The organism is Hyphomicrobiaceae bacterium (assembly GCA_041397645.1).
Lineage (GTDB): Bacteria > Pseudomonadota > Alphaproteobacteria > Rhizobiales > Hyphomicrobiaceae > Hyphomicrobium_B.
Window position 1 is genome coordinate 1182119 of sequence record JAWKWE010000004.1, and the last position, 13983, is coordinate 1196101.

The window sequence follows — 13983 nt, forward strand, 5'->3', positions numbered from 1 at the left end:
AACTCTCGGGTTCCAAGCCGGGTCATCCGGCTAGGAGCCTCGTTGTCTCGAAAGCACCGGCGGTCAGCCGCCGGACGGGTTCGTGTTCTCGATTTCGCTCTTTGACAATTGAATTTGAAGGAAGGGAAACGCAGACGGCGGAGTCCTGGCGGATCTTCGGTCGAAAGACCGTGAGATCGAGACTAGACTCTGGTGAAATCTGCGTTTCAGCCATCACCGTGACGAGCGCTTGGAAACGAGCGAGCGTCATAGTGTGAAGGTGCCCGTTACGCAGTAATTTCCTTGGATTAACCTCCAAGTCAAAACCAGTATCAAATCTTTCAACTTGAGAGTTTGATCCTGGCTCAGAACGAACGCTGGCGGCAGGCCTAACACATGCAAGTCGAACGCCCTAGCAATAGGGAGTGGCAGACGGGTGAGTAACACGTGGGAACCTTCCCTGTAGTACGGAATAGCCCAGGGAAACTTGGAGTAATACCGTATAAGCCCGAGAGGGGAAAGATTTATCGCTACAGGATGGGCCCGCGTCGGATTAGCTAGTTGGTGAGGTAATGGCTCACCAAGGCGACGATCCGTAGCTGGTCTGAGAGGACGATCAGCCACACTGGGACTGAGACACGGCCCAGACTCCTACGGGAGGCAGCAGTGGGGAATATTGGACAATGGGCGAAAGCCTGATCCAGCCATGCCGCGTGAGTGATGAAGGCCTTAGGGTTGTAAAGCTCTTTTGTCGGGGACGATAATGACGGTACCCGAAGAATAAGCTCCGGCTAACTCTAAAGCCAGCAGCCGCGGTAATACGAAGGAGCTAGCGTTGTTCGGGAATCATTGCATGCGCGCACGTAGGCGGATTTGTTAGTCAGGGGTGAAATCCCGGGGCTCAACCTCGGAACTGCCTTGGATACTGCAGATTCAGAGTCCGAGGTGGGTGAATTCCTAGTGTAGAGGTGAAATTCGTAAGAGATGGAGTTGGTGGAAGAACACCGGTGGCGAAGGCGGCCCACTGGTCCGGTACTGACGCTGAGGTGCGAAAGCGTGGGGAGCAAACAGGATTAGATACCCTGGTAGTCCACGCCGTAAACGATGGATGCTAGCCGTCGGCAAGCTTGCTTGTCGGTGGCGCAGCTAACGCATTAAGCATCCCGCCTGGGGAGTACGGCCGCAAGGTTAAAAACTCAAAGGAATTGACGGGGGCCCGCACAAGCGGTGGAGCATGTGGTTTAATTCGACGCAACGCGAAGAACCTTACCAAGCCTTGACATGTCCTGACCGGCCTCGGAAACGGGGTCTTCCCAGCAATGGGCAGGAACACAGGTGCTGCATGGCTGTCGTCAGCTCGTGTCGTGAGATGTTGGGTTAAGTCCCGCAACGAGCGCAACCCTCGCCATTAGTTGCCATCATTAAGTTGGGCACTCTAGTGGGACTGCCGGTGATAAGCCGGAGGAAGGTGGGGATGACGTCAAGTCATCATGGCCCCGATGGGCTGGGCTACACACGTGCTACAATGGCGGTGACAGTGCGCAGCCACCTAGTAATAGGGAGCTAATCGCAAAAAGCCGTCTCAGTTCAGATTGAGTCTGCAACTCGACCTCATGAAGTCGGAATCGCTAGTAATCGCGCATCAGCATGGCGCGGTGAATACGTTCCCGGGCCTTGTACACACCGCCCGTCACACCATGGGAGTTGGTTTTACCCGAAGACGGTGCGCTAACCGAAAGGAGGCAGCCGGCCACGGTAAGGTCAGCGACTGGGGTGAAGTCGTAACAAGGTAGCCGTAGGGGAACCTGCGGCTGGATCACCTCCTTTCTAAGGATGAGCTTTGTCAAGCAAAGTGGCTTTCAGCTGCTGCGCTTCAAAACTCTGAATTGGATAACAGGATCGGTTTCAGAGTCGAACCGGTCCGCTGAATACAACGCGGGACGCCGCCGTCTTCGTTTCTCTTTCTTCACACGAAATGCACGCTTAAGGGCCTGTAGCTCAGTTGGTTAGAGCGCGCGCTTGATAAGCGTGAGGTCGGAAGTTCAAATCTTCCCAGGCCCACCATTCTTCTGGCTGCCGTTTGGCGCCTGGTGGGTCGGTAGGTTTGAGCGGCGGTTCGGCGTTGGTTCGAACAAGGTGACCGGAATTGGGGCCATAGCTCAGCTGGGAGAGCGGTAGCTTTGCAAGCTTCAGGTCGTCGGTTCGATCCCGTCTGGCTCCACCATTTCCTGATCATTTCGTGATTGAAGAGACAAAGTTTCCGCTGAGAGCATTGCTCCAGTGGTTGGTTCTAAATGACATCGTGAAGAGGGACTAAGCCTGAGGCGCGTACCCCGCGCTATCTGCACAGATCTCACCGTGAGGTGATGTTTGGGTTTGGTCTGATTTGACTTCTGGTCCGTTCCGGATGGCTCGCAAGAGCTGTTCAGGATGGACCTGGTCTTTCTAAGACAATGCGCACCATTCAAAGCGCTGGTTTGCTGGCATTCCTTCTTGCCGAGGGAAAAGTGCTGGCTTTCAAGCGTGGTGAGCATTGCTAATGAGAGCGATCAAGTGACTTAAGGGCATCTGGTGGATGCCTTGGCGGTAAGAGGCGATGAAGGACGTGGTACGCTGCGATAAGCTACGGGAAGGTGCGAACAGCCGTTGATCCGTAGATCTCCGAATGGGGAAACCCACCTTCGACATCTTGTAATTCGCATCCGGGGAGCAATTTCCGGGTTCGAGTTTCAGGGTGTCATGAGAAGGTATTTAGCTCTGAATACATAGGGGTTAAAAGCAAACCCAGGGAACTGAAACATCTCAGTACCTGGAGGAAAGGACATCAACCGAGACTCCGCGAGTAGTGGCGAGCGAAAGCGGACTAGGCCAGTGATTGAGCAAGGACAAGTGGAACCATCTGGAAAGGTGGGCCTCAGTGGGTGACAGCCCCGTACACGTAATGCCAAGCTCAATCCTCGAGTAGAACGGGACACGTGCAATCCTGTTTGAACATGGGGGGATCACCCTCCAAGCCTAAGTACTCCTTACCGACCGATAGCGCACCAGTACCGTGAGGGAAAGGTGAAAAGCACCCCGACAAGGGGAGTGAAATAGTACCTGAAACCGGATGCCTACAAACAGTCGGAGCCCGCAAGGGTGACGACGTACCTTTTGTATAATGGGTCTGCGACTTAGTCTGACGAGCAAGCTTAAGGCGATAGCTGTAGGCGTAGCGAAAACGGGTCTGAACAGGGCGTTCAGTTCGTCGGATTAGACCCGAAACCTGTCGATCTTGCCATGGTCAGGTTGAAGGTGGGGTAACACCCACTGGAGGACCGAACCGGTCTGTTGAAAAAGCCTCGGATGAACTGTGGCTGGCAAGGGTGAAAGGCCAATCAAGGCGAAATAGCTGGTTCTCCGCGAAATCTATTTAGGTGGCCTCAAAGATGAACTACTCCAGGGGTAGAGCACTACATGGGCTAGGCCCCCACAGGGTTACCAAACCTAAGTAAACTCCGAATACCTGGAAGTACTATCTGGGAGACACACGGCGGTGCTAACGTCCGTCGTGAAGGAAACAACCCTGATCGCCGTCTAAGGTCCCCAAATCACTGCTAAGTGTGAAAGGATGTGAATCCCATAACAACCAGGATGTTGGCTTAGAAGCAGCCATCCTTTAAAGAAAGCGTAACAGCTCACTGGTCTAAACAAGGGTTTCTGCGCCGAAAATGTAACGGGGCTAAAGCAGTGTACCGAAGACGCGGGTGTGCAGCAATGCACGCGGTAGCGGAGCGTTCCGTAAGCCTGTGAAGGGAGACCCGTGAGGGCTCCTGGAGGTATCGGAAGTGCGAATGCAGACATGAGTAACGAGAGGAGTGTGAGAAACACTCCCGCCGAAAGTCCAAGGGTTCCTGCGTAAAGTTAATCTGCGCAGGGTTAGCCGGCCCCTAAGGCGAGGGCGAAAGCCGTAGTCGATGGGAACCACGTTAATATTCGTGGGCCAGTGGGTGAGTGACGGATGCAGCAAGTTGTTGAGGCTTATCGGATTGCCGAGGCAGCGAATGTGTCCCAGGAAATAGCCCCCACATAGACCGTACCCGAAACCGACACAGGTGGACTGGTAGAGAATACCAAGGCGCTTGAGCGAAGTGTGCTGAAGGAACTCGGCAAATTACCTGCGTAACTTCGGGAGAAGCAGGCTGCTATTCTGGGCAACCAGGGTGGCAGGGCACAAACTAGGGGGTGGCGACTGTTTACCTAAAACACAGGGCTATGCTAAGTCAAAAGACGACGTATATGGCCTGACGCCTGCCCGGTGCCGGAAGGTTAAGAGGAGAAGTGCAAGCTTTGAATCGAAGCCCCGGTAAACGGCGGCCGTAACTATAACGGTCCTAAGGTAGCGAAATTCCTTGTCGGGTAAGTTCCGACCTGCACGAATGGCGTAACGACTTCCCCACTGTCTCCAGCACACACTCAGTGAAATTGAATTCCCCGTGAAGATGCGGGGTTCCTGCGGTTAGACGGAAAGACCCCGTGCACCTTTACTGCAACTTTGCACTGGCAATCGTGACTGCTTGTGTAGGATAGGTGGTAGGCTTTGAAGCAGAGGCGTCAGCTTTTGTGGAGCCGCAATGTGAAATACCACCCTAGCGATTATGGTTGTCTAACCGCGGACCGTTATCCGGTTCCGGGACAGCGCATGGTGGGCAGTTTGACTGGGGCGGTCGCCTCCTAAATCGTAACGGAGGCGTGCGAAGGTTGGCTCAGAGTGGTCGGAAATCACTCGTCGAGTGCAATGGCATAAGCCAGCCTGACTGCGAGACTGACAAGTCGAGCAGAGTCGAAAGACGGCCATAGTGATCCGGTGGTCCCGTGTGGAAGGGCCATCGCTCAACGGATAAAAGGTACGCCGGGGATAACAGGCTGATGACTCCCAAGAGTCCATATCGACGGAGTCGTTTGGCACCTCGATGTCGGCTCATCACATCCTGGGGCTGGAGCAGGTCCCAAGGGTATGGCTGTTCGCCATTTAAAGTGGTACGTGAGCTGGGTTCAGAACGTCGCGAGACAGTTCGGTCCCTATCTGCCGTAGGTGTTGGAGAATTGAGAGGATCTGTCCTTAGTACGAGAGGACCGGGATGGACGCACCTCTGGTGGACCTGTTGTCGTGCCAACGGCACAGCAGGGTAGCTATGTGCGGACGGGATAACCGCTGAAGGCATCTAAGCGGGAAACCCACCTCGAAACAAGTTCTCCCTCGAGAGTCGTGGAAGACCACCACGTTGATAGGCCGGGTGTGGAAGCGCTGCAAGGCGTGTAGCTTACCGGTACTAATAACTCGATTGGCTTGATTGCTCTCATTAAGCAATGCTCATCGATATCGCTCATGAAATACCGAACGCGCTGAAGAGCGCGCTAGAATTCAAGCGTGTCTCGCGCCGCTGCAAAGCTTAGGCGCGAGCTCGATGAGCGTAGGGCTCAACGGAAAGACCAAAAACAGAAGTCATATGACGTCTCCGCCGACCTGGTGATTATGGCGGGGTGGCTGCACCCGATCCCATTCCGAACTCGGCCGTGAAACGCCCCTGCGCCGATGGTACTTCGTCTTAAGACGCGGGAGAGTAGGTCGTTGCCAGGTCTGCCGAGACGTCATGTGATGATAAGAAGTCAAATTACCTCTTCATCGAACTCAAAACGCGCCGCTGTGCTTTATGCCAGCGGCGCGTTTTTTGTTTTACCATCCAGTGTCGTCGTAGTTTGGCGCCATAGAGGTGTCGACTACATTGCGTCCGCCTCATCCAGCAAAACTTTGAATTGGTCTTCGTTGGGCGCGACGTCGAGTTTCTTCATGGTTGAATCCATTTGTGACCACCACGGCGAGCTGCGAGTCCAAACATTGATCTGCGGTTTGAAGTTGCTCGGATCGTCGAGACTGCCGGCCCATAGTCCCTGAAGTTGAGGCACCAGCTCGGCGAGAATGAAAAGGTTAGATCCGCAGGACTGGCAGATGCCGCGCTGAACAAGTCGGCCACTCTCCGCTCGCACGTCATAATAGACCGGCGCAGGTCCAGTTATCGTCAGCGCGGAACGGGGAACATACATCACGGGGCAGTAGCCACCGCCAGAGGCCCGCTGGCAATCGCGGCAATGACAATTCCAGGCAAACACCGGCTTTTCTGTACACTCGTAGCGGATAGCGCCACACGCACAACCGCCTGTTATTGGAAGTTTCATCGGTTCCTCCCAAGCAAGTTCCGTCTGCAGCGCCGCTTCTAGTGGCGGCGGCCGGCGAGGCTTGCGCCTCGATAAAACTTAGCAGCGGGAGAGAAGGCCGGGTATTACCTGACCGGATGACTTCTAGCGACTTATCTCGCACCGCCGAGATGGCTTGCGGTTATCCACCTCGGATCGAACCAGCGATCGGCGGGGCCGTCATAGGGCAAACGCGTGACGTCCCAATGCTCGATGAAGGGCGCATAGGCATCCCAGACGGGTGGGCCGCCGCCAATAAAAACAACTCTCCCTGGAAAACGCGCGATGACGTCTCGCGGGAGCATGGATGAACGGAGGATCTCGATCGTGCGGTCTTTGAAGGCGAATTCTGGCACTGATTCGATCGTTGCGGGACCGGCAAGCAGCACGTGTCCCCTTGTGATTTCGAAAAAACGGGCAACGTCCGCAAGGTACTCGGGACCTTGATTGCCCTCCCACGGCAATTCGCCATTGAGGCCAAGCTGGCCGGATTGTCCGATGGCGCAGATGCAGCGGACGATGGGCTTTGTCATGGTATATCTCTTAAAGTCCGAGGTCACTCAAGCCAGGATGATCGTCGGGCCGCCGACCTTGAGGCCAGCGAAATTTGCGCTCCTCTTCCTTGATCGGCATATCGTTGATCGACGCAAACCGCCGCGCCATGAGGCCGTGTGCATCGAACTCCCAATTCTCGTTTCCGTAAGAGCGGTACCACTGTCCACTGTCGTCATGCCATTCGTAGGCAAATCTCACCGCTATGCGATTTTCTGCAAACGTCCAGAGTTCTTTGATGAGGCGATACTCAAGCTCCCGCGCCCATTTGCGCTCAAGGAATTCCACGATTTTGGCGCGCCCGGAAGGAAACTCCGCACGGTTTCTCCACTGGCTGTCGGGCGTGTAGGCCAGAGAAACAGCGACCGGATCTCGAGAATTCCAGGCGTCCTCCGCCTTGCGTACCTTGATGATCGCGGTTTCCCGTGTGAACGGAGGCAGCGGTGGTCGGTCGGTCATTGAAGATGCTCCAGATTGCGTGGCAGCTGAAGTATTTCGAATAGCCTTTGTCAGGCAAGACCCGGTAGCATCGTCTTCGCGCCATCTACGACCATTTCGACCGCAATGGCTGCGAGGATCATGCCCATCAATCGGGTCATGATGACGCGCATCTTGGCGGAGAGCAGCTTGCCGAGCGCCGAGGCGAAATACAAGACGATGAAGAGCGTGAGCAAAATGGCGGTCAGAACGACCGCGAACGAAATGTAGTGTGCGGTGTCATGCATCTGGGCGGCGTAAATGATGAGCGTCGCGATCGTTCCTGGTCCCACGATCATGGGGAAGGTCATCGGGTAGAATGCGATCCCGTCATCGTCGCTTCCGTCCGCCGCATGTTCGGCGCGTTTTTCATGGTCGCCGCGTTCGTGTGAGGTGATGGGTTGGCCATTGAGCATTGAAAGGGCGATGCCGAGGAGGACAAGACCACCTGCAACGCGGAAGGAATCAATGGTGACGCCGAAAAAGCCGATAATCGATTGGCCCGCGAGAGAAATGACGGCGCACATCACAGCGGAATAAAACAGGATCATCACCGCCATACTGCGTTGTTCGGGGACAGTCTTGTCGGAGGTAAGCGCCAGAAAGATCGGCAGATTGATAAACGGGTTCATGATGGCGAACATCGCACCCAAGAACTTTGCCGCAAACCCGATGTCCATCCTGCCCTCCGCGCTATTCGACTCTAGCGCGTGCGTAGCATGGATGCGCTCAGGATGCAGGACTTCGTAGCTTCAATCGGAGTCGCCGCGCGCCGCAGCCGCCAGCTTGCGATAATTTTCGCGGATTTTTTCGATCTCCTCGACGTCCAGCTCTTCCAGATCGAGCAGCTTATTTTGTGCGGCCGCGACAGCCCGGATCAGCTCGTCGAGTTTGACCTGGATAGCTTCGCCATCGCGATTTTGCGAATTTTGAATCACGAACACCATGAGGAACGTGATGATCGTGGTCGAGGTGTTGATGACGAGTTGCCACGTATCGCTGTAGCCAAAAAAAGGTCCAGATAGGGCCCACAAAATGATGGCCCCAACCGCCATAGCAAAAGTTACCGGGCGGCCGGATAAATCGGCTACCTTGCGCGCAAAGCGCGTGAACCACGTAGATTTCGATTTTCCAATGTCGTGGGGCATGGACGTTTCCAGCATCGCGGGCATTGACGGAAATCCCAAAACGACGACCAACAACGCGCGTCCACGTCATCCGGTTCCTTAGTAGCCAGGATGAGACCGACCTAGGCGGCGGAGGTGCGAAAAGTTCATGTCCCCACGGGGGAGGACTTTGCTAGCTTGGGCGCCAAAACATGCCCAATCGCGATCCAAGGAGACTGACGTCATGTACGACACCGCCAACCTGTCGAAGCTGCAAAACCTGCGTCAGGCGTCGCCTTCTGTCATGCAGGCTTTCGAAACATTCGACCGGGCCGCGATGGCGCCCGGCGCAATTCCACGCCGCTATAAGGAACTCATTGCTTTGGCCGTCGCTATCACGACGCAGTGCCCTTACAGCCTTGAAGTGCATCGCACAAATGCGTTGAATGCCGGCGTAACGGAAGCCGAGATTGCTGAAGTCGTCTTCATATCGGCCGCCATGCGTGCGACAGCGGCGATCGCCCACGGCACGCATCTCGTCGGGAAGAAATCTTGACGCCCGTTCGCGCCGGTAAGAGCGAACACACGGGCAGGCCAAGTTAATTGAAGCCGCGAGTGTTGCGTCGGTGCACTTGCATAACCGACTTCTGTAGTGGCCATATCCAAACGATGAGACGACTGCGTATTCCACGTCTGGGATGCATGATTGCGGCGCTGGCCTTGTTGGGTGCGCTGCTGCACGTCGGCGTGTTTCCGCAGCACGCGCTCATGCAGATTGCCGCCGCGGCTCCGCTGAGCGAATCTGAAAAGTGGGCAATCGATAACAACATCCCGATCTGTCACGCGGTCGTGACAGATGAGGGAAGACAGCAGCATCGTCCTGGTAGGCTGAAGGTCACGTACTGCGTGATCTGCGCCAGCGCACTTACCGGCATGGCCACGCATGATGTGCCGCAACTGGCAAACTTCGCGCTTGTCGAGGTCGCTCTTGTCCACCTGTCGTTGGATGCGGAAAGCATTCACGCAAGAAGCTGTGCTGCTTTTGAAGCGCGCGGACCCCCCGCTGCCGCTTGATCTGGCGAAGCGCATGTCTAAGCGGCTCAGCGTTCTGAGCGGCTCGCCAGTTCGAATAATCAGGAACCTGCTCCACGCTGACGTCTTGCGCGCTTAGTGCGTCGCGGGGCACGCGCGGGCACCACCCATGCATTACCAAGATTCAGCTGAAAGTGCTCCACGTTGAGCGCGAGACCAACTCGGGGGACAATATGTTCAACAGCACGTCACGGCGCTTAGCGCCAATAGCCACGCTTTCTGCAACCTTGACGACATCAATCGCTGCTTTCGGTTCGCTCGCTCTTGCAGACGAACCAAGTGCCGCTCCGATTCCCGACGGCCATGCGCCGGCCGGCGTCATGGCCGATCACATGCACAAAGCCGGCGAGTTCATGGTGGGATACCGCTACAGCTGGGCGCGCGCATCGGGCGATCAGCTGGACGGAACCTCCAAGATCGACATCAACGATCCGTCAAATCCGTTGCTCCACAAGGCCTGTCAGAATGCTGCCGTACCCGGGCATGAGCACTGCGCGATGTATCAATCCGAGATGACCATGCAGATGCACATGCTCGACATCATGTATGCGCCGACCGACTGGTTGACGCTCATGTTGATGCCGCAATGGATGACCATGGACATGATGATGGATGAGCTTCCCCACGCCAGCCATGGCATGGGAATGGGCCACATGGGAATGGGCCACATGGGTAGCCACAACCATGGCACCGATGGCATCGGTGACACGATTTTCGGCGCACTCATCAAGATTTCCGAAGGCCCCGGATATCACCTGCACACGGGCATGATGTTTTCGGCGCCCACAGGCTCGACGAGCGAGCGCGCCGCAAACGGTAATCTCACACATTACATGATGCAGCTTGGGTCTGGTACGTGGGACTTCCTGCCGAGCCTCACCTACACCGGGCGCGCCGACCGGCTGTCGTGGGGACTTCAGCTTTCCGGCGTCATCCGCATGGAAGACGAAAACAATCAAGGCTATCGCTTGGGCGATGTGTTTCAGGCGACTGGCTGGGCGGCTTATCGGCTGACCGACTGGATGTCGACGTCGGTACGCTTGTTGAGCACCAGCGTCAGCGAGATCGAGGGTTCGTTCTATCCGACCGGCTCAGGCATGAGTGCACCTGATTTCCCCTCCAACTATGGAGGCCGCTACTTCGATATCGGTTTCGGTGTGAACTTCGTGGTGCCTGAGGGTGCCTTGAAGGGACATCGGTTGAGCGTGGAGTGGCTCGAACCGATCCGCGACGACGTCAACGGCTACCAGCAGGAACGAGACGGCACGCTCTACGCAAACTGGAGCAAATCGTTCTGATTAGTTTTCACGACCCCATCCCGACCAACTTCAAGGGTGTCCGCAAGGGCACCCTTTTTTGTTTGTCTTGGCGGAGCGGTGAACGGACGGGCGTCGCTGGCGACTGCGAGACCTAGAGCTTTTCCGCGTTTCGCGGAATCGCGGAAAAGCTCTACTCATTTGTCTTGTCGCGCTTCTTGTCGGAAAACCGGGTCCCACTTTTCCGGATGCGGATGGCGCAAGCGCCTAGTGGATTGCGCCGATGTGACTGAGATAAATGGCCGCCACCACGAGCGCGGCGAGCAGGCCGATGGTGAAGCGCCCCCATGCGCCTTTACGCGCTTCCTTAGCCTGCGCGTGCGCAAGGCGCGCCACGGTTGCCTCATCCAGCCGCACGCCCGTTTGCATCATCTGTGCGAGATCGCGCGCCGCTGTTTCAGCGGTGTTTAAGAGCCCCGGCGACTTGGCAAGGAGTTCGCCAAGCGTGGCAAATCCGCCGCCGGCCTCCTTGAGCTTTGCAAGCGGGCTCAGGTTTTCCTCCACCCACTGCCGCGCGACGGGCTCGGATGCGGTCCACACGTTGAGCCTCGGATCGAGATCGCGGGCCACGCCTTCCACGATGACCATGCTCTTTTGCAGCAGGATCAGCTCGGGCCGCGTCTGCATGTCGAATACTTCCGTGTAGGCGAAGAGCTGACCGAGGAGGTCCGCCATTGAAATTTCTTCGGCCGTGCGGCCGTGGATCGGCTCGCCGATCGCGCGCATGGCCTGGGCGAACTCTTCCACGGTGTGACGGGGTGGCACGTAGCCCGCCTCAAAGTGAATGGCAGCGGCGCGATAATAGTCGCGCGTGATGAGGCCGTGCAGGATCTCAGCAAGGAAGCGTCGCTCGGTTTTTCCCAACCGGCCCATGATGCCGAAATCGACGGCGACAACCTTGCCGTCGGCATCGACGAACAAGTTTCCTTGGTGCATGTCGGCATGAAAGAAGCCATCACGCATGGCGTGCCGCAGGAAGGAACGCATGACGGCAAGGCCGAGCGCCTCCAGATCGAGGCCGCGTGCCCTTAGAGTGGCGTGATCGGAAATTGGCGTACCGTCGATCCACTCCAGCGTCATCACGCGCTTGGCGGTTCTTCTCCAATCGACTTTTGGAACGCGAAAGCCCTCATCGTCGGTGATGTTGTCGGCCATTTCGGAAATAGCTGCAGCCTCCAGGCGCAGATCCATCTCCAGATCGGTTGTGTGTTTGAGATTGTCGACAACGGCGACCGGCTTCAGGCGGCGCGAAGGCTCGTGAAACCGTTCGATCATCTGGGCTGCGAAATAGTAGCTGTCGAGATCGCGGCGGAACCGCTTTTCGACCCCGGGGCGCAGGATCTTCACCGCGACTGCTTTCTTGACGCCGTTCTCCAGAACCACCGCCTTGTGGACCTGTGCAATCGAGGCGGCAGCAACCGCAGGACCGAACTCGACAAAGTGATCTTCGAGCTTGCCGCCGAGCGCTTGCTCGATGGCGGCGCGGGCCTCTGCTTGTGAAAACGGGGGAAGGCGATCCTGAAGATGGCGCAGATCGGCGGCGAGTTCAGGACCCAGGATGTCGGCGCGGGTCGCGAGGAATTGCCCCAGTTTGATATAGCTCGGGCCAAGCTGAGTTAACGCTGCCGAGACACGAGAGGCTTTTGGCTGGTGCGCGCGAAAGGGAGCGGAAATCCAACGTATCGGAGCCGTCACCGCGCGCGCGATGCGCAGTGGAAGAGGCACCGGCATGCCCTTGGGCACGAAGCGAACGCCATGTTGGGCAAGGACCAGACCGGCGCGTGAGAGGCGGAGCGTGTTGGTAATTGCGTTTGCCATGCGTCGGTCTTGTCGATTCTTCTTCGTCGTTAATCTTGTTTTGGCTCAGGCATAGAGCCGGTGCGGTTTTCCAAGCACGTCGCCTCAGCCAGGTACAGTCGGTTGATGTCCTAGCCTCAAAGCAAAACGGCGGCCACCGGCGAAGTTTGCCGGAGACCGCCGCTTCCGTCCTTCATAATCTCGTCTCAACCTTTCGTGCAGAAGGTCGCACGGCCGTGGCAAGTCACCTGACCACCATCGGGGCCGCAGCGATAACGTTCATTGCTCACCGAGTAGCCTGCGACCTTGCCAGTTGACAGCCAGCCCGGCCATAGCCCCCAGGACACGGCCTGGACCATGGTTTCCATGGCGAACCACTTGGCATCCTTCGCGGAGCCAGCGGTGGCAACGGCACCCTTGACTACACAACCTGCTGAGGCCCCTGATGCACCAAGAGCGATAGTCGCGGCGAGAGCCAGCGACGCCAAACGGATTGCTTTCATAAAGCGATCTCCCCAATCAAAAAGGCCCCCCCCCGCGGGGTCCAAGATTGAAGCTAAGCTGGGTGAGTGCGCGCGGTCAATTGCAGCTTTCAATGCCTCAACGCGAATTTCGCAACGAATTGAGACGGCTCTATATCTTCCAGCCCGAATGCATGGCGGCAATGCCGCCGGTCAGGTTGCGGTAGCTCACATTCGCAAACCCGGCGGCGCGAATCATGTCCGCGAACGCCTCCTGCTTGGGGAACTTGCGGATGCTCTCCACGAGGTATTTATATGGTTCGGCGGCCCCCGCCGTCAGCTTGCCGAGCCGCGGGATCACCTCGAAAGAATGGAAGTCATAGAGCGTATCGAGCACGGGCACGTTGCACTCGGAAAATTCCAGGCATAGGAAGCGTCCGCCTGGTCGCAGGACGCGGTACGCCTCGGCGAGCGCCTTGTCGATGTGGGTGACGTTGCGGATGCCGAATGCGATCGTGTAGGCGTCAAACGTGCCGGACTCAAAAGGCAGTTGTTCCGCATTGCCCTCAACGCATTGAATGCGGTGGTCGAGGTGAGCGTCTGCGATGCGACGGCGTCCAACCTCAAGCATCTCGGGAGAGATATCGCAGATGACCGCGGTTGCATTTTCGCCGCTGGCGCGCGCGTATCGCATGGCGATGTCACCCGTGCCGCCCGCAACATCGAGCAAGCGGAACGGCGCGATGCCTGTGGGAGGGTTGAGCCACGACACGAAGTCCGACTTCCACAGCCGATGCAGCCCACCCGACATCAGATCGTTCATGAGGTCGTAGCGCTCAGCAACGCTTGCGAACACTGAGTTCACAAGCCCTTGCCGATCACTCTCGGGCACGTTGCGGAAGCCGAACGAAACGGTGGCATCGGCGGAAGATGTGGTGTCGCTGGTCATTGCAGGTGAGACAATAGCCG

At 57.0% G+C, this 13983-nt stretch carries 11 protein-coding genes, 2 tRNA genes and 3 rRNA genes; 8 read left to right on the forward strand and 8 right to left on the reverse strand.

Translation table 11 applies throughout. From position 1 onward, the window contains the following. Positions 1-321: 321 nt before the first annotated feature. From R3D51_05470 to rrf, 5 genes are all read left to right on the forward strand, one after another. A 16S ribosomal RNA gene (locus R3D51_05470) occupies positions 322-1806 on the forward strand. Positions 1807-1966: 160 nt separating this feature from the next. Then, positions 1967-2043 (forward strand) — tRNA-Ile (locus tag R3D51_05475). A gap of 84 nt (positions 2044-2127) precedes the next feature. Next, positions 2128-2203: transfer RNA gene (locus R3D51_05480), tRNA-Ala, on the forward strand. A gap of 323 nt (positions 2204-2526) precedes the next feature. Then, positions 2527-5316, forward strand: a 23S ribosomal RNA gene (locus R3D51_05485). A 168-nt stretch (positions 5317-5484) separates the two neighbouring features. Further along, positions 5485-5599 (forward strand): 5S ribosomal RNA (gene rrf, locus R3D51_05490). Together the 16S, 23S and 5S rRNA genes with 2 tRNA genes alongside form the textbook arrangement of a ribosomal RNA operon. Positions 5600-5739: 140 nt before the next feature. Here rrf and R3D51_05495 read toward each other — a convergent pair. From R3D51_05495 to R3D51_05515, 5 genes are all read right to left on the reverse strand, one after another. Then, positions 5740-6195 carry a GFA family protein gene (locus R3D51_05495; protein MEZ5898929.1) on the reverse strand — a complete coding sequence of 152 codons (456 nt, stop codon included), beginning with the start codon at positions 6193-6195 and terminating at the stop codon, positions 5740-5742. Positions 6196-6326: 131 nt separating this feature from the next. Further along, positions 6327-6746 carry a diacylglycerol kinase gene (locus tag R3D51_05500; protein MEZ5898930.1) on the reverse strand — a complete coding sequence of 140 codons (420 nt, stop codon included), beginning with the start codon at positions 6744-6746 and terminating at the stop codon, positions 6327-6329. Between the two features lie 10 nt (positions 6747-6756). After that, positions 6757-7224 (reverse strand): nuclear transport factor 2 family protein, encoded by a 468-nt coding sequence (locus R3D51_05505; protein MEZ5898931.1) that lies wholly within the window; start codon positions 7222-7224, stop codon positions 6757-6759. Between the two features lie 50 nt (positions 7225-7274). After that, a complete protein-coding gene (locus R3D51_05510) occupies positions 7275-7922 on the reverse strand; it encodes a MarC family protein (protein ID MEZ5898932.1) in 648 nt (215 codons plus the stop codon). A gap of 72 nt (positions 7923-7994) precedes the next feature. After that, positions 7995-8390 carry a low affinity iron permease family protein gene (locus R3D51_05515; protein MEZ5898933.1) on the reverse strand — a complete coding sequence of 132 codons (396 nt, stop codon included), beginning with the start codon at positions 8388-8390 and terminating at the stop codon, positions 7995-7997. 202 nt (positions 8391-8592) lie between these two features. Here R3D51_05515 and R3D51_05520 point away from each other — a divergent pair, with 202 nt between their 5' ends. From R3D51_05520 to R3D51_05530, 3 genes are all read left to right on the forward strand, one after another. After that, entirely contained in the window at positions 8593-8904 is a 312-nt protein-coding gene (locus tag R3D51_05520; protein ID MEZ5898934.1) for a carboxymuconolactone decarboxylase family protein, read from the forward strand. A 113-nt stretch (positions 8905-9017) separates the two neighbouring features. Further along, entirely contained in the window at positions 9018-9422 is a 405-nt protein-coding gene (locus tag R3D51_05525; GenBank protein MEZ5898935.1) for a hypothetical protein, read from the forward strand. Positions 9423-9613: 191 nt separating this feature from the next. Continuing rightward, entirely contained in the window at positions 9614-10738 is a 1125-nt protein-coding gene (locus R3D51_05530) for a transporter (protein MEZ5898936.1), read from the forward strand. A gap of 225 nt (positions 10739-10963) precedes the next feature. Here the strand turns inward: R3D51_05530 and ubiB are convergent, their stop codons facing one another. From ubiB to ubiE, 3 genes are all read right to left on the reverse strand, one after another. Then, complete coding sequence (ubiB, locus tag R3D51_05535) at positions 10964-12574, reverse strand: 2-polyprenylphenol 6-hydroxylase (protein ID MEZ5898937.1); 1611 nt, start codon at positions 12572-12574, stop codon at positions 10964-10966. 185 nt (positions 12575-12759) lie between these two features. After that, positions 12760-13056 (reverse strand): hypothetical protein, encoded by a 297-nt coding sequence (locus R3D51_05540; GenBank protein ID MEZ5898938.1) that lies wholly within the window; start codon positions 13054-13056, stop codon positions 12760-12762. A gap of 130 nt (positions 13057-13186) precedes the next feature. Beyond that, a complete protein-coding gene (gene ubiE / locus R3D51_05545) occupies positions 13187-13963 on the reverse strand; it encodes a bifunctional demethylmenaquinone methyltransferase/2-methoxy-6-polyprenyl-1,4-benzoquinol methylase UbiE (GenBank protein ID MEZ5898939.1) in 777 nt (258 codons plus the stop codon). Between the last annotated feature and the right edge of the window lie 20 nt (positions 13964-13983).